General features: G+C 48.3%; 12 protein-coding genes. 8 read left to right on the forward strand and 4 right to left on the reverse strand.

What is annotated here, in order from left to right:
- Positions 1 to 127 precede the first annotated feature (127 nt).
- From QUB68_RS16180 to QUB68_RS16190, 3 genes are all read right to left on the reverse strand, one after another.
- Complete coding sequence (locus QUB68_RS16180) at positions 128 to 898, reverse strand: Uma2 family endonuclease (protein WP_332994247.1); 771 nt, start codon at positions 896 to 898, stop codon at positions 128 to 130.
- Between the two features lie 180 nt (positions 899 to 1,078).
- Complete coding sequence (gene vapC, locus QUB68_RS16185; protein ID WP_332994250.1) at positions 1,079 to 1,489, reverse strand: type II toxin-antitoxin system tRNA(fMet)-specific endonuclease VapC; 411 nt, start codon at positions 1,487 to 1,489, stop codon at positions 1,079 to 1,081.
- Positions 1,486 to 1,740 carry a hypothetical protein gene (locus tag QUB68_RS16190; RefSeq protein ID WP_332994254.1) on the reverse strand — a complete coding sequence of 85 codons (255 nt, stop codon included), beginning with the start codon at positions 1,738 to 1,740 and terminating at the stop codon, positions 1,486 to 1,488. The genes vapC and QUB68_RS16190 overlap by 4 nt, the downstream gene beginning before the upstream one ends.
- 287 nt (positions 1,741 to 2,027) lie before the next feature.
- Here QUB68_RS16190 and dnaK point away from each other — a divergent pair, with 287 nt between their 5' ends.
- The 6 genes from dnaK (at position 2,028) to QUB68_RS16220 (ending at position 9,023) form a co-directional block, all read left to right on the forward strand.
- A complete protein-coding gene (dnaK, locus tag QUB68_RS16195; protein ID WP_332994691.1) occupies positions 2,028 to 4,124 on the forward strand; it encodes a molecular chaperone DnaK in 2,097 nt (698 codons plus the stop codon).
- A gap of 381 nt (positions 4,125 to 4,505) precedes the next feature.
- A complete protein-coding gene (locus QUB68_RS16200) occupies positions 4,506 to 5,594 on the forward strand; it encodes a J domain-containing protein (protein WP_332994257.1) in 1,089 nt (362 codons plus the stop codon).
- 145 nt (positions 5,595 to 5,739) lie between these two features.
- The gene (locus QUB68_RS16205) at positions 5,740 to 8,175 is read left to right on the forward strand and encodes a dynamin family protein (RefSeq protein WP_332994259.1); all 2,436 of its coding nucleotides are present in this window, start codon (positions 5,740 to 5,742) and stop codon (positions 8,173 to 8,175) included.
- 38 nt (positions 8,176 to 8,213) lie between these two features.
- Complete coding sequence (locus QUB68_RS16210) at positions 8,214 to 8,402, forward strand: hypothetical protein (RefSeq protein WP_332994260.1); 189 nt, start codon at positions 8,214 to 8,216, stop codon at positions 8,400 to 8,402.
- Positions 8,403 to 8,452: 50 nt separating this feature from the next.
- Positions 8,453 to 8,698: an HNH endonuclease gene (locus QUB68_RS16215; RefSeq protein ID WP_332994262.1), complete on the forward strand. Its 246-nt coding sequence runs from the start codon at positions 8,453 to 8,455 to the stop codon at positions 8,696 to 8,698.
- A gap of 88 nt (positions 8,699 to 8,786) precedes the next feature.
- On the forward strand, positions 8,787 to 9,023 hold the full coding sequence (locus QUB68_RS16220; RefSeq protein ID WP_332994265.1) for a type II toxin-antitoxin system Phd/YefM family antitoxin: 237 nt from the start codon (positions 8,787 to 8,789) through the stop codon (positions 9,021 to 9,023).
- A 142-nt stretch (positions 9,024 to 9,165) separates the two neighbouring features.
- On the opposite strand, the gene QUB68_RS16225 is transcribed toward QUB68_RS16220, so the two are convergent.
- Complete coding sequence (locus QUB68_RS16225) at positions 9,166 to 12,981, reverse strand: glycoside hydrolase family 2 TIM barrel-domain containing protein (protein ID WP_332994267.1); 3,816 nt, start codon at positions 12,979 to 12,981, stop codon at positions 9,166 to 9,168.
- Positions 12,982 to 13,198: 217 nt separating this feature from the next.
- On the opposite strand from QUB68_RS16225, the gene QUB68_RS16230 reads away from it, so the two are divergent.
- Together QUB68_RS16230 and QUB68_RS16235 are read left to right on the forward strand one after the other, a co-directional pair.
- Positions 13,199 to 18,781, forward strand: a complete 5,583-nt coding sequence (locus QUB68_RS16230; RefSeq protein ID WP_332994269.1) for a PAS domain S-box protein — start codon at positions 13,199 to 13,201, stop codon at positions 18,779 to 18,781.
- A 52-nt stretch (positions 18,782 to 18,833) separates the two neighbouring features.
- The gene (locus tag QUB68_RS16235; protein ID WP_332994271.1) at positions 18,834 to 22,967 is read left to right on the forward strand and encodes an ATP-binding protein; all 4,134 of its coding nucleotides are present in this window, start codon (positions 18,834 to 18,836) and stop codon (positions 22,965 to 22,967) included.

A 22,967-nucleotide genomic window follows, 5' to 3' on the forward strand; every position in this document is an offset into this window, starting at 1 on the left:
TACCAAAGAAACCGGGTTTTTTACCGATATTAAAGGCTACGATTCAATATTTTCGTAAAAAAACCAGGTTTCTGCCTCCAGGAATGATTGTACAAGAGTGCGATCATCGTCCCAGCAATGGTTTCCCTCACAATTCCGGTTCAATGCCGGCCGATCGCAATTGAGCGCGCAATTGCTCTAATTCTTGCTGAGTGCGATCGGCTCTTTGCCGCTCTTGATCTACTGTTTCAAAGCCCGTTAACAACAGATTCCCTGCACTATCCCACCAGCGCAGCCAAGGTAACTCAGCATTTTGATACCTCCCCTGCCAGATGCCCAATTCCACTCCTAACGGTTGAATGGGATAATGATTGCGATCGTTTGCCGGGACTAAATGATAGCTATTATCTACTAAATGGTAAACTTCAACACTCGCCTTTGTCACTTCATAAATTCCGTAAAAAGCCGGACGGATGACATTTTCATAAATCCAGAATTTACCGGGCTTAGTTTCCTGTTGACCCGATCGCAATAAAGGCGTTCTGTCCCGTTCTTCGGCACCATTTCCCGATACAAACTCCAACACAATTAACGGCGCTACAAATTCTTGCCACATCACATAGGAACGGCGCAATTGACCGTCAATTGTGGGCGGAACGTTGGGAACATAAAACCAGTCCGGTGCTTCTGCACCCCGTTCTAGCGGCTCTGTCAACCGCCAATAAATGCCGCTGTCTTGACCGATACAATAGTTACCATCTGGATGAATGTTTTGGAAGACAGGAGTAATTGAATCGGTTAACAGAATGCTTTGGGGAAGTTCTTGAAAGTTTTTCACAAAAGTGCCGTCGGATTCTGGTAGTTGAGTGTGGTCTGGCCAGCCTGTGGGATTGTTTTCTACATCTAGGGTGAATTTCATAGTTTTATTTTGATTGCAGTCATTGTTGCGATCGAGCTTTTGATTTTGATTGTAGGCTAACTCGATACATCTGAGTGGGTGGGGGCGGGTTTATTTAACCTGTTTGCACCCTTTAAGGCTATTGGTGAACCCGCCCCTACAGCTTATTAAGAAAGGTGCAATATCTGAGATAAATCTAACTCATGCCTCTATCTCCCAGTCCTCCAGACGCAAACCCTCAACGCGGCTGAATTCGCGGGTATTGTGAGTTACCACGATTAGGTTGTTGGCAAGAGCAATAGAGGAAATCAAAAGGTCATTAGGGCCAATTGGTGTCCCAGATGCAGCTAATTGAGCGCGAATTTGACCGTAAATTAGGGCCGAAGGGTCATCAAAAGGCAAACTTACAAACTCATTGAAAAAACGTTCTAGTCTAGCTAGATTGCTATCTTGACGAGAACTTTTAAAAGCACCCCAGTAAAGTTCTGCTTTAACTACAGAGCATATTGCTACATCACCTGACCGCATCATTGCTAGTCGGCGAGATACCGATGAGTTGCGGTCGGGATTTAACAAACGGATGCAAGTATTGGTGTCTAAAAGATAAATCACAGCAATTCTTCCCTGATTTCATATTCCAACTGCTCAGGACGAACAAGCGGTTCTCCCTCCCAACTTCCTATTACTGTCTCAAAAAAACCCGGCGACCAGCCTAAATCTTCCGCTGTTTTAGCCTCAGTTGCTGGTACAATCGGCTGGAAAACTACAATAACTTCCAAATCTGTATCTTTGATGCCACCGGGGATTTGCAAATGCAGCATCCCGTCTGCACCGACGCGCGATCGCACTTTAATACTTTGCATAATAATTAACCCCTTAAATTTACTTTATATTCTAGTTTAAAGAGCTTAGGTTGCGCCCTTGCAACGAAACCCAACACATAATGCTGATTCGAGGAAGCCGCAGGTTGACGCAAACCCAACCTACACACGCCTGCTACCCGTCGCCTGCACCCATCCCACCGCAGCCGCAGCCCGGAGTGAGGCAACCCCTCCGCAGCCCCGATGCTCGACGCGGTACAATAAATGCGATCGTACTTAACGCTTATATTGAAAAAGCTAGACACAACGCCACAGGAGACAACGGACGTATGGGAAAAGTAGTTGGCATTGACCTCGGAACGACAAACTCAGTAGTAGCCGTCATGGAAGGCGGCAAACCGGTTGTGATTGCCAACGCAGAAGGGATGCGCACAACTCCTTCGGTGGTTGCTTTCACCAAGGAAGGAGAACGCCTTGTCGGACAAATGGCCAGACGCCAAAATGTTCTGAACCCTCAAAACACCTTTTACGCCGTCAAACGGTACATCGGACGCAAATATACCGAACTGACTCCAGAAGCAAAGCGCGTCCCTTACACCACTCGCCGCGAGGATAATGGGAACATCAAAATCAAATGCCCTCGCCTGAAAAAAGATTTCGCCCCAGAGGAAATTTCCGCGATGGTGTTGCGGAAGTTGGCCGATGAAGCCAGCCGCTATCTGGGACAAGAAGTGACGGGGGCTGTAATTACTGTTCCCGCTTATTTCAACGACTCGCAGCGACAGGCGACGCGGGATGCTGGCAGAATTGCCGGACTTGATGTCAAGCGGATTTTAAATGAGCCGACGGCGGCTTCTTTGGCTTACGGTTTGGAAAGGCGAGAAAGTCAAACTATTTTAGTGTTTGATTTGGGCGGTGGTACTTTTGATGTATCTATCTTAGACGTTGGAGATGGAGTATTTGAAGTCAAAGCAACTAGCGGCGATACTCAATTGGGTGGCAATGATTTTGACTCCAAAATTGTTGACTGGTTGGCTGAGCAATTTCTAGAAAAAGAAGGCGTGGATTTGCGCAAAAACCGCCAAGCTTTGCAGCGCTTGATCGAAGCGGCTGAAAAAGCAAAAATAGAGCTGTCGGGAGTCGGTGTCACCGAGATTAATTTGCCGTTTATCGATGCCAATGAAGATGGGCCTTTGCATTTGGAAACGCGCTTAACTCGCGGTCAATTTGAGGGGCTGTGCAGCGATTTGGTGCAGCGGCTGCGCCGTCCGGTGAAACAAGCTTTGGCTGATGCAAATTTGACTCCTTCTCGGATTGATGAAGTTGTGTTGGTTGGCGGTTCGACTCGCATTCCTTTGGTGCAGCAAATTGTCCGCAGTTTGATCGATCGCGAGCCGAATCAAAATGTGAATCCCGATGAAGTTGTGGCGGTGGGTGCTGCTATTCAGGCGGGAATTTTGGCGGGGGATGTCCGCGATGTGCTGTTGTTGGACGTGACGCCGCTGTCCCTGGGCTTGGAAACGATCGGCGGGGTGATGAAAAAACTGATTCCTCGCAATACTACTATTCCAGTTAGGCGATCGGACATTTTTTCGACTGCTGAAAACAACCAAACTGTGGTAGAAGTTCACATCATCCAAGGGGAACGGGAATTAGGCAAAGATAATAAGTCTTTGGGACGGTTTAAACTAAGTGGAATTCCGCCGGCACCGCGAGGGATTCCGCAGGTACAAGTAGCTTTTGATATTGATGCTAACGGGATGCTGTTGGTGACTGCTTTGGACAAAACTACCGGCAGGGAACAAAGCATTACTGTGCAAGGTGCTTCGACGCTGAGCCAGCAGGAAGTGAATCAAATGATTCGCGATGCGGAACAGTTTGCTCAAGCTGATAAGTTGCAGCGGGAAAGGGTGGAAAAACGCAATCGCGCTGAGGCTTTGGCTTATCAAGCTGAGCGGCAGTTGCGGGAGGTGGCGCTCGATCGCGGAATGCAGTTTGCTCAAAGAAGCCGCCAGCGCATTGAAACTTTAATTCGGGAATTGCGAGACAGTTTGGAGCGCAACGACGAGCGGGGAGTCGATAAAGTTGGCTCGGATTTGCAGGATGCTCTGTACGATTTGAGCCGCGAAGTTTCGGCTTTTGCTGAGGATGACGATGATGATGATTTCTTTGAGTCTGTGAAGCGGACTTTTACGGGCGACGGTACGAAGCGGCGCAGCGATGATAATAACTATTATCAAAATGCTAAGCCGTACAGGCGATCGACTGTTGATCCAATTCCCGATCGCTCTTACGATCGCGATCGGATGCCAGATCGCGATCGATCCTACGATCGCACACCCGATCGCAGAACCAGCACTAATCGCCCGACTCGCCCCTATCAAAACCAAAGCGACGACTGGGATGATGATGACGATTGGTTGTAATTGAAGGAAGAAGGAAGAAGGAAGAAGGAAGAAGGAAGAAGGAAGAAGGAAAAGAGCAGGTTTTAATTCTAAGAATATATGACTGCTCTTTTCCCACTACTTCTCAAAGCTTTTTATTTCCCCACTCTTCTATTCGCCTGCGCCTCTGCGGTTTATGCAAAAAAAATCATTTACAAATCAAATAGGATTGCTATAAGTAGGTCATTGCGAAAAAACAATAGTATCTTGTAGGGGCGGGTTTAGCTAAAAATATATGAAACAAGCTAGTTTATAACGGCAAAACCCGCCCTCCCCATCGAATGTTTATTGATACTCTTCCTTCTATCCGTTACATCCGTTACATCCGTTACACAATCCGTTGCCGAACTTCCTTCTCAAATTATGCAAAACTTTCGTAATTACTATCAAATTCTGGGAGTGCCCAGAGATGCTACGGCTGATGAAATCAAGAAAGCCTATCGACGACTGGCGAGACAGTTGCACCCTGACGTAAATCCGGGCGATAAATCGGCTGAAGATAACTTTAAAGATATTAATGAAGCTTACGATATTCTTTCCGACATCGAAAAGCGCGCTCAATACGATCAGTTTAGTAAATTCTGGAAACAAAAGGGATTTCAAGGTAAACAAGGCGTAAAACTTCCCAATTTTGCAACTTGGGGAAACAATAAAAATAGCCGCAAAAAACCAGCGGAAGATATCGATTTTAGCGATTACTCGGATTTTAATAAATTTCTCGACCAAGTGCTCGGAAGGCGCAGGGAAGTGAGGATGGCGACAGCAAATGATGCCCCGCGAGTTTCCGCTTCGGAACCGTGGAGTACCGGTTCTAAGAAAACGAGTTATGTTGCTAATTCTCGGGAAGATAGGAGGGATTTGGACGATCGCGAAATTCGACGAGAAACAGTCGATCGCGAAATGCGGCGAGAAAGTCGGGAAATGGACGATCGCGAAATCAGACAAGACATTGATGCTAGGCTGACTCTGCCTTTGGAAAGAGCTTATTCCGGCGGTACCGAGCGCATCCGGTTAGATGACGGGCGGTGGATCGAGGTAAATATGCCGGGGGCGATGGTATCTGGCCAGCAAATTCGCCTGCGAAATCAAGGCATTGGCGGCGGCGATTTGTATTTGAAAATCACCGTTTCTCCCCATCCATTTTTTCGCTTAGAAATGTCGGATATTTGCTGCGAATTGCTGCTAACTCCCTGCGAAGCGGTGCTGGGCGGAGACGTTGAAGTGCCGACTCTAGACGGCCCTGTGAAGATGAAACTACCGCCGGGAGTAACGTCTGGGAAGCGGTTGCGGATGGCGAATAAGGGCTATCCGACTGGAAATGGCGATCGGGGAGATCAGCTAGTAGAAATTCAGGTGTTAATTCCCAAAGAAATTAGCGACGAAGAACGGGAATTGTACGAGAAGTTGCGGCAAATTGAGACTTTCAAACCGCGTCAAGATTTATCGGTTTAATTCTGTAGGGTGCGCATGGCGCACCTTCTACTAATTCTATTGAACAATCTTGGATAACATAAGTAAAATTACTGTTGCAATTCTTCAGGAACTAACAGAGAATTAACAATAAGGTAATTTTCCCACAATCAGGAGCAGTGCTAAAATGACTCAAATGCCGCCTCAATGCAAAAATCTGCAAGAGCAAGTTGACTCTCTACTGCAACTGCTCCGTCAAGAACAGTCTTTGCGACAACAAGATATCACGGCGGTACAAGCGTCTCTCAAAAAGGCAATTTCTCCGCAATTTGAGATTGTGTTTGCGGGCGCTTTTAGTGCGGGAAAATCTATGCTGATTAATGCTTTGCTGGAGCGAGAATTGCTCTACAGTGCTGAAGGACACGCGACTGGTACTGAGTGTTATATCGCCTATGCTGAATCTGCTGAGAAAGAGCGCGTTGTTCTCACTTTTTCGAGCGAAGTTGAGATTCGCCAGCAAGCTTATGCTCTTTGCGAACAGTTGAATTTAACTACTGAAATCGATATTAATCAAAGCGATGTTGTAAATATTTTAGCTCAGGGATGCAAGATAATTATCGAAAAGGAAGGCGGAGAAAATAAATCGGAAGTAGCCAAAAAAGCGAAGGCTTTGACTCTGCTTTTAGAAGGGTTTGAAACGAATCGCGATCGCATCCAAGCTGTCGAAAATGCTACTTATTCGATGGAACAGTTTAATTTCTCTAATCTCAAGGAAGCTGCTAGTTACGCGCGGCGCGGTAGCAACAGTGCTGTACTCAAGCGAGTTGAATATTACTGTTTTCACCCGCTGCTGCAAGATGGCAATATTATTATCGATACGCCGGGAATTGATGCGCCTGTCAAACAGGATGCGGAATTGACCTATGATAGAATTGAAAGCCCTGATACTTCGGCGGTTGTCTGTGTTTTGAAGGCTGCGTCGTCTGGGGAAATGACGACGGAAGAGACGGAGTTGATGGAGAAAACGCGATCAAATCCGGGAATTCGCGATCGGCTGTTTTACATTTTCAACCGCATTGACGAAACTTGGTACAACACGCAACTGCGACAGCGCTTGGAAAATCTGATTAATTCCGACTTTCGCGAAACCGCCAGAGTCTATAAAACTAGCGGCTTGTTGGGATTTTACGGGAGTTTGATTAGGGGGACAACCGGGCGCGATCGTTTTGGTTTGGATACCATTTTTGCCGCCAGTCGCGATCGGGTTGATGCAGCCACGAAGGCGGTTAATCACAGCGAAAATAGTGAAGAAACACCGCAATTTGTCAGCGAATTTAACCGCTACTGTGCGAATTCCGGCAAACTGTCTCCCAGCAAATTTCGGATTTCAGTTAACAGCTACGAAACGCCCAGCGAAAATTACGTGCGGATTCTAGCGGAACAAGGCCAGCCGTTAATTCAGCAATTAATTCAAGATAGCGGCATCGAAGATTTCCGCACAGCCATCACCGATTATCTCACCAAAGAAAAGCGCCCGCAACTGTTCAAAAATCTCGCTGACGATTTAGAGGATTTGTGCATTCAACTGCGGAAACAGTACCAAACAATTCAGCGGAATTTGGACAGCCAACCCCGCGAGATTGAAGCGATGAAAGCGCAAGAACTTTTGCGACTAAATCAAGAATTGCAGCAAGTTGGACAGGAATTTCGGGAACATATCGCCAAAGAAGTCAATGACATGATTATGAACAGATGCGATATTTTCGATACAGATTTTCGCCAACTGCAATCTCGGATGATCCGCCGCTTAGATGAATTGCTAGATGGCTTTTCCGTTGAGGCGGCTTACGGACGCACTTTGATGACTCATCCCCGCAATGCTACTGCACCTTTAATTGCGGTTTTGGTGGAAGCGCTTTATTATTTAGCAAATCAGTTGGAAGATATTTTAGTAGAGGCTACTAAATCACTGGTGGATAACTATTTCCAGTATTTGAAAGACAGCATTCGCAAATCGGAATACTATCGATTGCTTTATCGGTTATTGGGGAATGACGGGGGAATTGAACAGCAGTTAGAGGAGTTGTCACAGCGGGTTTCTCATGCTTTGGTAAATGCAGCGGGCGTCGAGTGCGATCGCTACGTGCGAGAAAGTCCCCGTTTTTACGACGAAGGCACGTTTTCAATTTACCAATTCCGGGAAACATTGCAGCAAACATCTCAAGGTTTTGACTGCGAAAATATGGTGGACGCGCAACCAGCAATTAGGCAATTGCTGAGGCTAGATTTCGAGCCGAAAGTATCTCGAACTATTCGGCAAACTTTCCGCCAAACTGTGAATCAAACGCTGAAAGAGCATTTGTTGCCGATGGCGGAAAAGCAAGCTGATGATATTTTGCAGAAATACAGTCAAGCCCGCGATTATTTGGAGCAAACTTTGGCACAGGAAGCTGAGGAGAAGATTGCTAAGAATCTGCGGCTGCAAGTTGAGAATGAAGGCAAGATTCAAGAGTACGATCGGGCGGTTTCTGGGATTAATAGCTGTTTGCAGGCGATGAAGTTGCACGAGCATTTGTTGCCTGTAATTGGAGAAAACAATAGCGTTGCTGTGGATTGTGAATGATTGTGCTATAATAGCCAACAAAGAGCGACTTTAATCCTATGAACATTCGCCAAAAACTTCTAACAATAATCGAGCAACTTCTAGATGATAAGTTAACAACACTTCTCAAGTTAGCGCTGTTCTTGAAAAATGGGCAAGAATCCGTTCAACCGATGCTTGCATCCCAAGCTTATCAAGATTGGCTGAGTGCGGAAAATGACATTTATGACGAACTATTTGCCGACTAATCCATCAAACATCCGCGTTCATTCCCGTTAATCTGCGGTTAAAATACATCATGACTAAAACCCCCAGAATTCCCATCCCTCCAGAAGTCAGAAAATACGTATTCACTCGCAACAAATACCAGTGCCAAAGCTGCGGCCAAACTAAACTAGAAGCAGAACTGACGATCGACCATATCATCCCCCTAGCGCGCAGCGGCAGCAACGACATCAGCAACCTGCAAACCCTCTGCCGCACCTGCAACCAAAGGAAAACCGACAAATTAGACCCGCGCTTTCAGCGACACTTTGACCTGTGATATTTAGTATAATAAGTTTGACCGTTTGAGATGGAAATTGCACTCTGCCATGCGATCGCACTTTTAACTCCTAGCTAGGATAACTGCAATGCTCACAAAAACAGTTGACGTACAAGAAGCACAAACAAATTTAAAAGAGTTATTATCTCTAGCACTTAAAGGCATAGAAGTTGTGCTCACAGAAGGTGGTATTCCCCTTGTCCGCTTAGCGCCAATTTCATCCCCAGCTAAGCCGCGCACAGCAGGATTGCACGCTGGAACAATCTGGACAAGTGAGGATTTTGATGAGCCGTTATCTGACGAATTCTGGACAGGTAATCTATGAAATCACTCCTGAATACTCATACCAAATCCTGTTTAAATACTCCCTCTATTCTTCAGTCCGCGGAGGCGGACATCGTTTGTATAGCCGCGAATTCTATTCGCCGGGGATATTGTCAAAAGAGGTCAAAATTGACTGGTAAAACTTACCATCGATAATACCGATAAGGATCGTCCCCATTTTCAAAATCCGTCTTGTAATCCCAGTGATAAAACTCCCGACTCGCACCGTTAAATACACCAGCATCCGCCTTAAAACTCGCCCCTAAATTAGCCAAAATCTGAGCATTTGCCCGTGTTTGCCGCCAGCGACTAAAACGGAAATAAGTCTTATTATCCGCATTCAAACTTTCCGGGTCAATCTGAGAGAAAATCGCCACGCCCTTACCTACAGCAACCCGGCTTAACAAACCGTCAGCACCGATTTCTCCGCCAGACTTAATCAACCAAGTATCATAAAAAGAGCGCGATCGCAAATCCGAACTGCTAAGCCCCTTCACCTCATCCCAACTCGGAACCGCCAGCGAACCCCCAAAATCCTTCGCCTGCTGCAAACCGACGCCCAAACCAGCAACAGGCGCTTGACGCGGCAAGAAAAACGCCTTACCCCCACCATTCAAATAACCGCGCAATTCTGCATCTTTCAGATTTGCTTCCCGCCCGACAATCGCCAAACCAACATCCTGAGAAAGCGCACTAGCCCGCTGATAAATTACCCCCAAACTGTCCAACTTCTGGGCATCCTTGTCTCCCCCAATTAAAACCACTTTATCCGGCTTTCCCATCACCGCAGAATTCATCCCGTAACTCACAATTTGTTGCACTAACTGCGCCGCCCCACCATCTACAGCATAATGGTCTTCCAAATCCAACTCGTTTAAAATCAGCCGCCCTTTTCCGTAATCCAATTCCATCAGCGGCGAATAAGCTAAATCAAACTCAGATTCCAAAATTGGTCGCCAACCGCTGCGGTGCGGCTTCTCGATTGCAGCGCTGCTGACACCGCCGCGATTTCCCCAATGCCATCCGTACCAAGGCATATTTGCCGGACTAAAGTTTGCCCTGTTTTCAATCGTATTTGGATAAGCTTCAACCAGCGTGCTTTCCCCGATCCAATCGCGCATATCTTCACTGTCTAAACCGATAACTGCGGATTGGTTGCTGTCAACGGGATAAGCGCGGCGGCTGACGTGGCCGCCCACCCGGAAACCTGTGTTTTGCAGCCATTCTGGGCGCTGGGAAAACACGATTGCTTTGCCGCCTTTGCGTACAAAGTCTTCTAAATTTCCCGGCAGTTTTTCCCCGCTGGAAAATGCTTCTCTCCCGATAATTAATACGGATGAAACTTGCGAACCGTTCCACGGGACAAGCTGATGGCCTAACTGTTTTAACATTGCCGATGTTTTGCCCACAGGGTCAAAAATTGCTACGGAATCTTTGATTTTGGCTGGGTTGGCAAATACCCGGAAAGCAAATGTATCGGAATGCGGCCGATCGCCCACTCGCGCCGTCAAGCGAATTTCGCCGTCAGTCTTGCTAGAAATCGTATTTGGCAATTTTACATCAATTGGGAAGAACAGAGTTCCTGCTGGCTGAATAATCCCTTTATATTCGCCTTTTTGAATTTGATTGCCGCCCACCAAAACCTGCCAATTATATGCAAATTGTTGGGGCGATCGCCTATCGTTAATTAACACTACTTGTTTGGCAAGTTTGCCGCCCGCAAAAAAATTGCGGTCTTTGGCAGTAAACACCGGACTAGCGCCAGCAATCCAAGCCAAAGTCGAGCTATTATTATTGATAATTGCCTCGCCCCCAGGATGAATAGTGTAAGCTTCTGGCTGCAAATAATTCAAATATTGATTAGAGACTTGCTTCAAATAAACTCCTCGCCGTCCCGCTTGAAATCCCCCCATATCCACCTTATTTCTGCCAGCATCGGAAACTTCCCAGCCGTGTCCGTCACTCCAAGGAATCATCCCCCCAGACATTCCAAAAGTCCGCCAACTGCGCCACGTGTTGGTACTGAACAAATGCTGCAACTTTTGAAAAGCTGGTGCAAAATCTAACTCTTTTTTGAGGTGCCAGCTTTGGTACTCCTGACCCTTGACAAATTGCTCGCGAATTTTAGCTTTATAAGCCGGACTTTCCAACTCGTAAGCCTGCTTGCCGAAATAAATTGCCGCAAACTCAGTCATCCAAGGTTCGCTGACAATCACTTGATTGAAACCTTCGCGGTTGCGCATCATTGTCGCGAACAGCGGCGTACCAAACTCGACAACCATGTAGGGCATATCCCCAGTTTTGCTCCACTCGGAAATCCATTCTTCCCGTTCTTGCAAAGGAATCATATTTAAATAAGAATTCAGCGCATAAACATCGCCGAAGTTTGCTCCTTGGTGTACCATCACCGGTCTGGTTGGGTCTGCCGATTTAATCGCAGCTACAGTGTCGTTTCCCAAGGGAGTGTTGCCCCGTAAGCGGTCGTCTTCCAACTTGCCGAGAGTTCCTTCGATTTTTCTTTTGCCGATGCGGCGGGGATTTTGGTCGTCAGCGTTGCCGAAAAAATTGGGACTTGTCGCCCACATTAATACTGATGGATGATTGCGGTAGCGGCGCATTTCTGTTGCCATTCGCGATTTCCACTGGTTGGCAAAATAGGGGTTTTTCCACTTGCCGTTCCAACCTATAGATGTAACGTTTAATGTGGGGGCCATAATTGGAAAACCTTTGAGGTCTGCCCTTTCGGATAACAGTTCTCGAAAATGCCACCTACCCCGTTCGTCGTGATCCCAAGGCCAGGTTTCTACGATGTTAAAACCTGCTTTTGTGTAGCCGTCAATTAATTTGTCGGTAACTTCTACTGTGCCGCTTTCCCAAGCACCGTCTGCGTGCAAGGTGGGGCGCAGGCGCAACTCTGTGCCGTTTAAGAAAAATTTGCGGCCTTCAATCCAAAATTCGCGGAAGCCGAAAGGTTGGTCGTATTGCGTGTCAATGCCGCTGCCTTTTACTTCTAATTGCATGGTGTAAAGGTTGGGTTTGCCGATATCCCAGAGGCGAGGCTTCGGCCAGTCCCACTGCATTTTTACTGTTTGAATTGGTTTGGCTTGAACGCGGGCGGTGGTTGTAAATTTTTGTTCGACTTTGCCTTTTTCGTCGAGCATTTTGGCGGTGAGTTCAACTTTACCGTTTTGGGTAACGTCTTTGAACTCTACATCGATTTTAATTTGTTTTTTGCGGGTGGAAGTTTGTACGAATACGTCGCTAATTAGCGGGCCTGGAGGAACGGCAAAAAGCCGGACTTCGCCGATGATTCCGCGGGATTGCAAGTTGGATTTTTCTGTGTAGATTTCTGTGGGGCCCATAATCACGGCTTTGTCTTTTTCGTCGGATACTGCGGCGACTAAAATAGATATGGTGTTTTGACCGGGTTTGGCTGCTTTGGTAATCTCAATAGTGCCGTAGGGCCATTCAATTTGACCGCAGTTAAGGCCGTTGACAAAGATGATTGCATCGGTGCTGACTCTGGCTAAGTCGATAAATATGCGGCGGTTTTTCCAGTTGTCGGCAATGTTGGTTGTTTGCTGGTACCAAGCTTTTATTAGTTGTTTGCTGTTGAAGTTTTCCCATTCTTTGCCGCTGCCGCGGCTGATGATTCCGGGTACTGATTCGTTGTTTTCTTCTTCCCAGTTTCCGGGTACTTGGATGGAGCCCCAACTTGGGGAGGCGGGGGGGTTTTGGGGGTTGCCAACTGCGGGGACAAATTGCCAATTTCCGTTGAGATAGATTTGGTCGCGTTTGTTGTCGATCGCCCCGAGAGCTGCGATGCTAAGATTGGGGAAGCCGATCGATATCGTGGAGTTGCCTGGCCAGTTGAGATGTTGCAGCGAGTAACCGATGAATCCGAAGACGGTGGCGGCTGCGAAGAATAATCCGATAATTTTTGCCAGCTTGTGATTCACCTGAAGTTTCTCCCAGAAATGAGCGGCTCGAATTTGTCCCTCGCTCTAGCATAACACCTTATCCAGCACCAGTCCCCCTGCAAATCTGTCTCTGGGAAGATGGCAGGGTGCAGACAAATGTGGCCTTATATAGAAAAAACACATAATTAGTTTTAACAATATTGTTTCATCGACACCAGAACTCGCGCGATCGCGCCATCGCTACAGGTCAACAAAAATGAGTCGGTTTCAGGTCTTGCCCTTACCCATTAAATCTTACAGCATTGCTACATTTAGCGCCGCCACGGCATTACTGCTGACAATTCTGTTACTGTTTGCATTCCAGGCAACTCCTGCAATCTTACTTTTTGCCGCTGCAATGGTTGGCGCTTGGTATGCTGGCTTAAAGTCCGCAGAAAAAGAACTAGAAATAGAACGCCAGATTATTTCAAAAGTCATTGACACGACGGCTTGCTTGATTGTAGTTCTTGACAGTCAAGGACGGATTGTCCGGTTCAACGAAGCTTGCGAAAAAACCACTGGCTACTCGGTAGCAGAAGTTGTGGATAAATATCTTTGGGATGTGTTCTTGATTCCCGAAGAAGTAGAGCCGGTTCAAACATTTTTTACTAAACTCAACGCGGAATATTTTTACAGCGAATATCAAAACTATTGGCGTACTAAGAATGGTGACAAGCGCTTCATTTCTTGGTCGAATACAGTGATGGTCGATGGCGACGGTGTGGTAGAATATGTGATAGCAACTGGCATCGATATTACCGATCGCAAATCAGCCGAAATAGCCCTAGCTTTATCCTACGCCAATCTAGAAAACCGCGTCAAACAGCGCACGGCCGAACTAACTGTAGCTAAAGAAGCGCTGCAAGCTCAAGAAGAACGATTTCGCTGTTTGAGTTCCTGTTCGCCGATGGGGATTTTCATGGCAGATTTTGAGGGGCGCTACACCTATGCAAACCCTCGCTGTCAAGCGATTTTTGGATTGAGTTTGGCAGAAGTTTTAGGCCGCGGTTGGGAGAATTGCATTCACCCGGAAGACCGATCGCGCGTATTGAGCCAATGGCGGGATTATACTCGGGAAGCTGGGGAATATGCGATCGAATATCGCCTGCAAACAGCAGAAGGGATTGTCCGCTGGATTAACGTTGCTTCCGCGCCGATGTTCTCCGACTCTGGCGAACTCGTCGGACACGTGGGCACTGTGCGAGATGTCACCGAAAGACAGCAAACGCAAGCAGCTTTGTCTAGCAGCGAACAGCAACTGAGAACACTGCTAGAAAATACGCCAGATGTGATTATCCGCACCGACAAAGAACTGCGTTATGTTTATGTCAATCAAGCAGTTGCCACCAGCCAAGGAAAACCAGTTTCATTCTTCCTTGGCAAAACCAATCAAGACCTAGGAATGCCGCCAGAACTCTGCCAGATGTGGGATGAAACTCTGCGCCAAGTGTTAGAAACAGGTCGAGAAGAAATTATCGAATTTCAGGCGGACTCAACCGACGGTATCAGAACTTATCAATCTCGCATAGTTCCCGAATTTGACAAAGACGGCGTACCAGAATCGGCCTTAATTGTCGCCCGCGATATCACAGAACTAAAACTTGCAGAAACTCAAAGATTGCAGTTGACAATCGAGCAAGCAGCCCGGGAAAAAGCCCAAATTGAACAGCAGCGATCGGCATTTTTAGCAGAAGTTAGCAAAATGCTGGCTGATGCGTTTGACGGGGAAACAGTGCTGCAAAATGTCGCTGAATTAGCAGTTAATTCGATCGCAGACGGGTGCTACATTCATTTGACCGAAACCGACTCAAAAGTGCGCCAAGTCGCTGTAGCTCACGCAGAACCCTCTACAGTTGATACTCTGAATAACTTGAGAGTCCGCAGCCCGTTAGCCTCCGATGCAGTTAACGGCTATCCGCTGGTAATTCGCAGCGGCAAATCCGAGCTAATTGCCGAAGTGGATGAGGAGATTTTAGCAGCAGGAGCCGAAAATGCAGCAGAAATCGAAATATTGCGTGAAGCGAAGCTATCCCGTAGGGAATCGCTCAATATCGGATCTCACGCTTGCGTACCGCTGAAGGCCCGCGGGCGGGTAATGGGTGCGATCAGTTGCTTTACCTCGAAGTTGGGGCGCCGCTACAGTGCCGAAGACATGGCAATGCTAGAAGATTTAGCATACCGCGTGGCGATCGCCCTAGACAACGCCAGACTTTATGCAGAAGCGCAGCAAGCACTATCACAAACATCGGAATCCTTCGCATTAATTGACTCGCTGTTAGAAGCATCACCCCTAGCGATTTGCTTTCTCGATCGCGAAATGCGCTTCATCCGCGTCAATCAAGTATTAGCAGAATTAAATGGTTTAACTGCCCAAGAGCATCTCGGTCAAGATTTCCGCCAACTATTGCCAGAATCAGCAGCCGAAACTTGTTTAATTATTGAGCAAGTTCTAGAAAGCGGCGAGGCTGTTTTAAACGTAGAAGTGAGCGGCGAACATCCTGGAAAACCGGGATATTTCGGCTGGTGGCTAGCCAACTACTACGCAGTGAAAAATGAAAGGGGAGAAATCATCGGCGCAGGCATAATTCTCGCAGATATTACCGCAGCAAAACAAACAGAATTAGCTTTGCGGGAAAGCGAAATTCGCTTCCGCAGCGTGGTAGAATCTAATATGATCGGCATCGGTTTCTGGGATGTGGGCGGTGCAATTACGGAAGCTAACGACGCCTTGCTGGAAATGATCGGATATACGAGAGAAGACTTAGTTTCGGGACAGATTCGCTGGATAGATATCACTCCGCCGGAATACGCAGAACTCGATCGCACCGCCATCGCCCAAATCGCAGCATCAGGAAGTTGCACGCCTTATGAAAAAGAATACATCCGCTCTGACGGCTCGCGCTTCCCAATTTTAATCGGCGGCGGAAACTTGCAAGGATGGACAGACAAAGGCTCGTTCTTCGTGCTCGATATCACCGATCGCAAACAAGCCCAAAACCAGCTCCGAGAAAACGAAATTCGCATTCGCCGCCAACTAGCAGAACTCGACTTAGTGTACAACACCACACCAGTCGGGCTGTGCTTTGTCGATACCAATTTGCGCTACATCCGCATGAACGAATGCCTCGCTGCGATCAACGGCAGATCGATCGCAGACCACCTCGGGCGCACCATCAGAGAAGCGATTCCAGAACTTGCAGATATGGTAGAGCCGATTTACCGCCAAGTGCTGGCAACGCAAACCCCCGTCCTCGACTTGGAAATGAAGGCTGCAACCCTTCAACAGCCGGGAGTTGTGCGGGATTGGCAAGTCAGTTTTTACCCCGTAATCGATGAATCGGGAACGCTGTTGGGAGTCAGCAGCGTGGTTGCCGAAATTACCGATCGCAACCAAGCAAAACGGGTAATCCAGCAAAGCGAAGCTTTATTCCGGCGGCTGTTAGAGTCAAATATTTTCGGAGTCGCGATCGGCGATTTTACCGGCCGCATCGCCTACGCCAACGACTCCCTGCTCAACATGGTCGGCTACACCCGCTCAGAGTTGCTCTCGGGTCAAATGCGGTGGGACAGGATGACCCCCCCCGAATACCTCCACCTCGACGCCAAGGCGGCGCAAGAACTGCGGGCGTCGGGAGTCGCAACTCCTTTTAAGAAAGAATACATCCGCTCTGATGGCAGCCGCGTGCCGATTTTGATGGGCGGGACGACTTTGTGCCCGGACAACCCCGGACTAGAGACGATCGTCGCCTTCTACATCGACTTGACCGAAATCTCGCGGGTGGAAGCAGAACTCAAAAACAATCAACAACGGCTGCAAATTGCTCAGCAAGCAGGCAAAATCGGAACTTTTGAATGGAACGTCCAAACGGGCAAACTCGGCTGTACGCCGGATTTAGAGGCTTTGTACGGGCTGCCGGCCGGCGGTTTGGACAGCTATCAAAATTGGGCGGAACTGGTGCATCCAGACGATCGCACTTTCACCGAACAGCAGGTGCAGGCCGCAGCAGATTCCGGGGAGGAATTAAACATTGAGTTCCGCATCTGCCGCCCTGACAGCAGCGTGGGCTGGATTGCTTGCAGGGCTAAGGTGTTTCAGGACGAGATCGGTTTACCTCTGCGGATGATTGGCGTGAACGTTGATATCAGCGATCGCAAACAAGCAGAGGAAGCGCGATCGCAGATCAATCAAACTTTAGAAGCCTTGATCCAAGCTTGTCCCCTCGGAATTACCGTTTTTAGCGCCGACGACGGGATTGTGAAAATGTGGAACCCAGCCGCCGAGAGGATTTTTGGCTGGTCAGAATCAGAGGCGGTAGGTCAATTTGTGCCCAGCATTCCCCCAGACAAGCGGGAGGAATTCATGACCAACTTGGAAGGAATTCGCGAAGGAAACCCGATCGCCGGAATGGAAACCCAGCGCCAAAGGAAAGACGGCACTTCGATCGACCTCGCTGTGTGGGCGACCCCAGTCCGCGACGCCAAGGGTAACATTAACTGTATGTCGATCATTGCCGACATCAGCGATCGCAAGCAAGCCGAGGCAGAACTCGCTCAATTGCTCGATCGCGAACAAGCCGCGCGCGCCCAAGCAGAAGCCATCAACCGCCAGAAAGACGAGTTTCTAGCCACGCTTTCCCACGAACTGCGGACGCCTTTAAATGTGATTAAGGGCTGGGCGCAGACGCTGCGCAGCCGCCCGTACACGGAAGATTCTTTGGCTTGCGGTTTGGAAGCGATCGAGCGTCAGTCGAGGGTGCAGGAGCAGCTAGTGGAAGATTTGCTCGACGTTTCCCGGATTATTCAAGGCAAGCTGGCTCTCAAATCCGGCTGGTTCATCATGAGAAAGACGATCGAAGTTGCTCTGAATTCAGTCATTTTCACGGCCCAGGCTAAGTCTGTGACTGTTTCCTCGGAATTTGACCCCGCAGTCAGTTTGATGTGGGGCGATGCCCCGAGGTTGCAGCAGGTAGTCTCGAATTTGCTGACTAACGCCGTCAAGTTTACGCCGCCGGGGGGAACTGTGCAACTGCGTTTGTCAAGGGATTTTGGATTTTCGATCGCCGATTTTAGATTGGAAAATAACGCAACTGCTGCTAATTCCCCATTACCAACCACCAATCAGTATGTGCAAATTACTGTCAGCGACACCGGAAAAGGCATTTCTGCTGAGTTTCTGCCCTACGTGTTCGATCGCTTTCGACAAGCAGACGGCTCGATTACTCGGGCTGACAGCGGTTTGGGGCTGGGATTGGCGATCGTCCGCCACTTGGTGGAACTCCACGGCGGCACTGTGCGCGCCGAAAGTCCCGGAGAGGGACTCGGGGCGACATTCACGGTAATGCTGCCCCTGAAACAGCGTCGCAGTCAGCAGCCGCAGTTGAGAGAGGAAAGTAAAGCCGCTCAAATGCCTCCGGGTAATTTGGCTGGTTTAAAGGTGTTGGTAGTTGACGACGAACCCGACAACCGCGAGTTTTTGGTGGTGGCGCTTCAACAGTTGGGGGCGACGGCGACGGCTGCTGCTTCGGCTGCTGAGGCGATCGACATTTTGCAGCAGTCGCCGCCGGATATTTTAGTCAGCGACATCGGGATGCCGGTTGAGGATGGCTACTCGCTGATCCGCAAAGTGCGATCGTCCGCATCTGACAAAATCAAGCGCTTGCCGGCTGTGGCGCTGACAGCTTATGCTAGCGAACAAGACCGCGATCGGGCGATCGCCGCTGGTTACAACGAACACTTGACAAAGCCGATCGATTCTGCTCGATTCGCCGCCGTCTTAGCCCGGTTAAATGTGCGAAAGTAGGGGTAAAAAAACTCAGAACAATCAGCCTCCACTAGGGCAATTTTTTACGGCCATGCCCCTTAATCCCCTCAACCGCCCAGCAGACCAACTTTTTCGCAAGCTTCCCCTGCGAACATTTCTGACTGTTCCCTTGGTGTTGCTAACCGTCAGCGCCGTCGGGCTAGCAGGCTTTCTTTCTTTCCAAAGCGGCCGGGAAGCAGTCGAGGAGGTAGCCCAGCAGCTAATGCAGCAAGTAGCAGAGCGAATTAACGATCGCCTCACCAATGATTCTGGGCCGTCCAAAATTAGCACTTTTCTCGATCGCCTGCACTTCTCTAAATCTGGACAAACTTTTATTATCGATCGATCGGGCAATTTGGTTGCCACATCCACCCTAGAAAAGCCTTTCGTGAAGCAGCCCAAACAGCAACCGATGCCATTGCTACCCACCGACAGCCAGGATAGCCGCACCCGAGATATTGCTCGGCAACTCGCCAACCGCTTTGGCAACTTGGGCACGCTGCAAACAGCCCAGCAGTTTACTTTGACGGGCAAGGGATCTCCGCAATTTGTCCGCGTCGCTCCCTGTCGAGATGCTCGCGGCGGGGATTGGTTGATTGTGGTGGTGGTTCCTGAGTCGGATTTTATGGCTCGCGTTCAAGCGAATACGCGCAATACATTGTGGTTGTGCGCGGGTACGCTGGTGCTGGCAAGTGCGATCGGATTGTTGACTGCCCGTTGGGTAACAAAACCCATTCGGCGCTTGAATACCGCCGCCCAAAATATAGCAAAAGGCGAATGGGATCAACCGTTAGAAATTAGACGCATCGATGAAGTCGGAGAACTCGCCGATTCCTTCAATCTCATGGCAGCGCAACTGCAAAAGGCTTTTGCAGAACAAAAAACTTTAACTGAAGCTTTAGCGCAGAGCGAGAGCCAACTCAAGCAATTTCTCGAAGCCATACCAACGGGGGTCTCTATCCACGACCCCTCCGGTAAAGTCGTGTACTTAAACCAAACTGCCAAGCGTTTGCTCGTCGTAGAAAATATCCCCGACGCGACTTTAGAAGAAATCGCAGAAGTTTATCAAGTCTACCGCCAAAATCAGCCGTATCCAACTCAAGAACTGCCCGCCTTGCGATCGCTGCACGGCGAAACGGTAATCCTTGACGATTTAGAACTGCATCGAGATGGGGAAATTATTAGTCTTGAGGTGCGCGCCACACCAATTTTCGACGCAGCCGGAAACATTATTTATGCCATCAATGCTTTTACTGACATCTCAGGGCGCAAACAATCTGAAAAAATCTTAACTGACTACAATCGCACTTTAGCCGCCGAAGTTGCTGAACGTACCTGCGCCTTAGCTCATGCTAACGAATTATTGCAGTATGAAGTTGCCGATCGCAAATTGATCGAACAAAAACTTTACAGTTCTACCGAGCAATTTCTGAAAATATTCGACTCGATCGCAGATATTATCCTGATGATCGAACCCGAAGAAAAAACTATCCAAATTATACCCACCAAAGGAATTTTTCAATACCACAATCACGCGAATCCGAGCGACTCCATCATCGAACAATTTTTTCAGCCGGAAACCGAGGAGATTTATTTCGCTCAAGTTCGAGAGGCCTTAGCAACCGAACAAACTATTGATTTTGATTACAGTCTCCAGATTAACAACCAAGAAGTTTGGTTTGCTGCTAAAATTTCGCCGCTGTCCAATAACTCAGTGGTTTGGGTAGCCCGCGACATTAGCGATCGCCAGTTGGCAGAAACCCGACTGCTGGAAGCCCAAAAAATTGCCCGTATTGGTAGTTGGGAATACGATATAGCCACAGCAACACCCACTTGGAGTGAAGAACTATATCGTATGTTCGAGCTCGATCCGACTCAAAAACCGCTAGCAACCGCAGAATTAATCGAGCGTTTTCATCCAGAAGATCGATCGCCCTATCTGACAATGCTTCACGAGCGATCTATCCACAAAAAAAGCTTTGAATTCGATCAGCGAGTGATCCGCAGAGATGGCTCGCTCACTTACCTTCAAGTCCGAGGGAAACCTGTTTTTGATGAAAAAGGACAGTTGATCCGTTGGTTCGGCACTGTCTTGGATATTAGCGAGTACAAACAAGCCGAGGCAGCTTTGCGAGAAAGCGCCAAGCGAGAACAAGCGATCGCCCGATCGATCGATCGCATCCGTCAGTCCTTAGATATTGACACAATCTTCGCAACCACAACCTCGGAATTGCGAGAAACCCTCAAGTGCGATCGAGTCGCCATCTATCGTTTTAATCCAGATTGGAGCGGCGAATTTGTTGCCGAGTCAATGGCGGAAGGCTGGACATCTCTGATCCAAAAACAATCGAACGATTCTGATTGGTCAAACAATCTTCTGGAAGACTCTAGCTGTACAGTAAAAAGGCTCCAAACCTACAGAGAACCAGTGCGGGATACCTATCTACAAATAAATCAAGGCGGTATGTACGATCTAGGCGTTGCTTACCGCATGATTGAAGACATATACACCGCTGGGTTTACTCCTTGTTACGTAAAACTGTTAGAGCAATTTCAAGCTAGAGCCTACATTATTGCACCCATATTATGTGGCAGTCAACTGTGGGGTTTGCTCGCCAGCTATCAAAATTCTGGGCCCCGCACTTGGCGCGAAGCAGAAATCAATATTGCGCTGCAAATTAGCACTCAACTGGGAATCGCTTTACAACAAGCTCAATTTCTCGAAGCCACTCAACAGCAAGCAGTACAGCTCCAACAATCCGCCTGGGCCGCAGAAGCCGCCAACCTCGCCAAAAGCACTTTTTTGGCCAATATGAGCCACGAACTCCGCACACCCCTCAACGCAATTCTGGGGTTTTCCCAACTGATGCAGCGAGGAGCCAACCTCAATCCCGAACAACAGGAAAATATCGGCATCATCAACCGCAGCGGAGAACACTTGCTAACTCTGATCAATCAAATATTAGATTTAGCCAAAATAGAGGCGGGACGCATTACCCTCAACCCCACAGACTTTAAATTAAGCAGCTTGCTAAACGAGGTAGAAGAGATGTTCCAACTCCAGGCACGGGAGCAACAATTGCAGTTAATATTTAGCTACTCTAGCGATATTCCCCAATACGTGCAAACCGATCAAGTTAAGTTGCGTCAAGTTTTAATTAATCTGCTTTCTAACGCCATTAAGTTTACCAAAGAAGGAGGCATTGCACTAAGAGTAAGTTCGGTGATGGAGCAGGACAATCAGCAATTACCAATCAATAATTTCCAATTGCATTTTGAAATAGAAGACACAGGCTCCGGCATGGCTGCTGATGAGTTAGATCGGCTTTTTCAAGCCTTTGTGCAAACCAAAACCGGGGAAAAATCTCAGCAGGGAACCGGCTTGGGGCTGGCCATCAGCCAACACTTTGTCAAGTTGATGGGCGGCATGATTATTGTGTGCAGTCAAGTAGGAGGCGGTACCACCTTCTCCTTCGATATCCCCGTCAGCACGGTTGATGCGGCGGCGATTCAACCCGTACAGCAGCCGCGTCGGGCGATCGCCCTCGAAGCCAACCAACAGCGCTATCGTATACTGATTGTGGACGATCGCAAGGACAACCGCAAACTGCTGATCAAAATCCTCGCAGCCTTTGACTTTGAACTCCAAGAAGCCAGCAACGGCGAAGAAGCTATTGAAATATGGTCGAGTTTTGAGCCACACTTAATTTTTATGGATATGTGGATGCCAGTGATGGATGGATATGAAGCGACGAAACGCATTAAAGCCACCGTTAAAGGTCAAGCTACCGCGATTATTGCCGTGAGTGCCGCTAGCGCCGAGGAAGCGCGAACCGTTACTGTATCAGATGATGCCGATGACTTTATCCACAAACCCTTTCGAGAGGCAGAAATCTTTGCCACATTACACAAACATCTCGGAGTGCGTTACATTTACGATGAACCGGAGACTGTGCCGGAGCCAATTCAAATGGAAGCTCCCACTCCAGAAACCGTCGCAGCTTTACCCGAAGATTGGCTGGCAGCTTTAGAGAAAGCGACAATTGAATGCGATTTAGAGTTAATGCTCAGTCAAATAGAACAAATTCGCGATCGCGATCGCTCTTTAGCTAACGCTCTCGCCGCATTAGCTAACGAGTTTCAGTTCAATCAAATACTAGCTCTCATTCGTCCCGAAACCAAATAA

The sequence above is a fragment of the Microcoleus sp. A006_D1 genome (assembly GCF_036702805.1).
Taxonomy (GTDB): Bacteria; Cyanobacteriota; Cyanobacteriia; order Cyanobacteriales; family Microcoleaceae; genus Microcoleus.

What these genes read in the sequence shown, in the direction of transcription:
- QUB68_RS16180 (WP_332994247.1), bottom strand. Translation starts at nt 898, where the DNA reads ATGAAATTCACCCTAGATGTAGAAAACAATCCCACAGGCTGGCCAGAC.
- QUB68_RS16190 (WP_332994254.1), bottom strand. Translation starts at nt 1,740, where the DNA reads ATGCAAAGTATTAAAGTGCGATCGCGCGTCGGTGCAGACGGGATGCTG.
- dnaK (WP_332994691.1), top strand. Translation starts at nt 2,028, where the DNA reads ATGGGAAAAGTAGTTGGCATTGACCTCGGAACGACAAACTCAGTAGTA.
- QUB68_RS16200 (WP_332994257.1), top strand. Translation starts at nt 4,506, where the DNA reads ATGCAAAACTTTCGTAATTACTATCAAATTCTGGGAGTGCCCAGAGAT.
- QUB68_RS16205 (WP_332994259.1), top strand. Translation starts at nt 5,740, where the DNA reads ATGACTCAAATGCCGCCTCAATGCAAAAATCTGCAAGAGCAAGTTGAC.
- QUB68_RS16210 (WP_332994260.1), top strand. Translation starts at nt 8,214, where the DNA reads ATGAACATTCGCCAAAAACTTCTAACAATAATCGAGCAACTTCTAGAT.
- QUB68_RS16215 (WP_332994262.1), top strand. Translation starts at nt 8,453, where the DNA reads ATGACTAAAACCCCCAGAATTCCCATCCCTCCAGAAGTCAGAAAATAC.
- QUB68_RS16220 (WP_332994265.1), top strand. Translation starts at nt 8,787, where the DNA reads ATGCTCACAAAAACAGTTGACGTACAAGAAGCACAAACAAATTTAAAA.
- QUB68_RS16230 (WP_332994269.1), top strand. Translation starts at nt 13,199, where the DNA reads ATGAGTCGGTTTCAGGTCTTGCCCTTACCCATTAAATCTTACAGCATT.
- QUB68_RS16235 (WP_332994271.1), top strand. Translation starts at nt 18,834, where the DNA reads ATGCCCCTTAATCCCCTCAACCGCCCAGCAGACCAACTTTTTCGCAAG.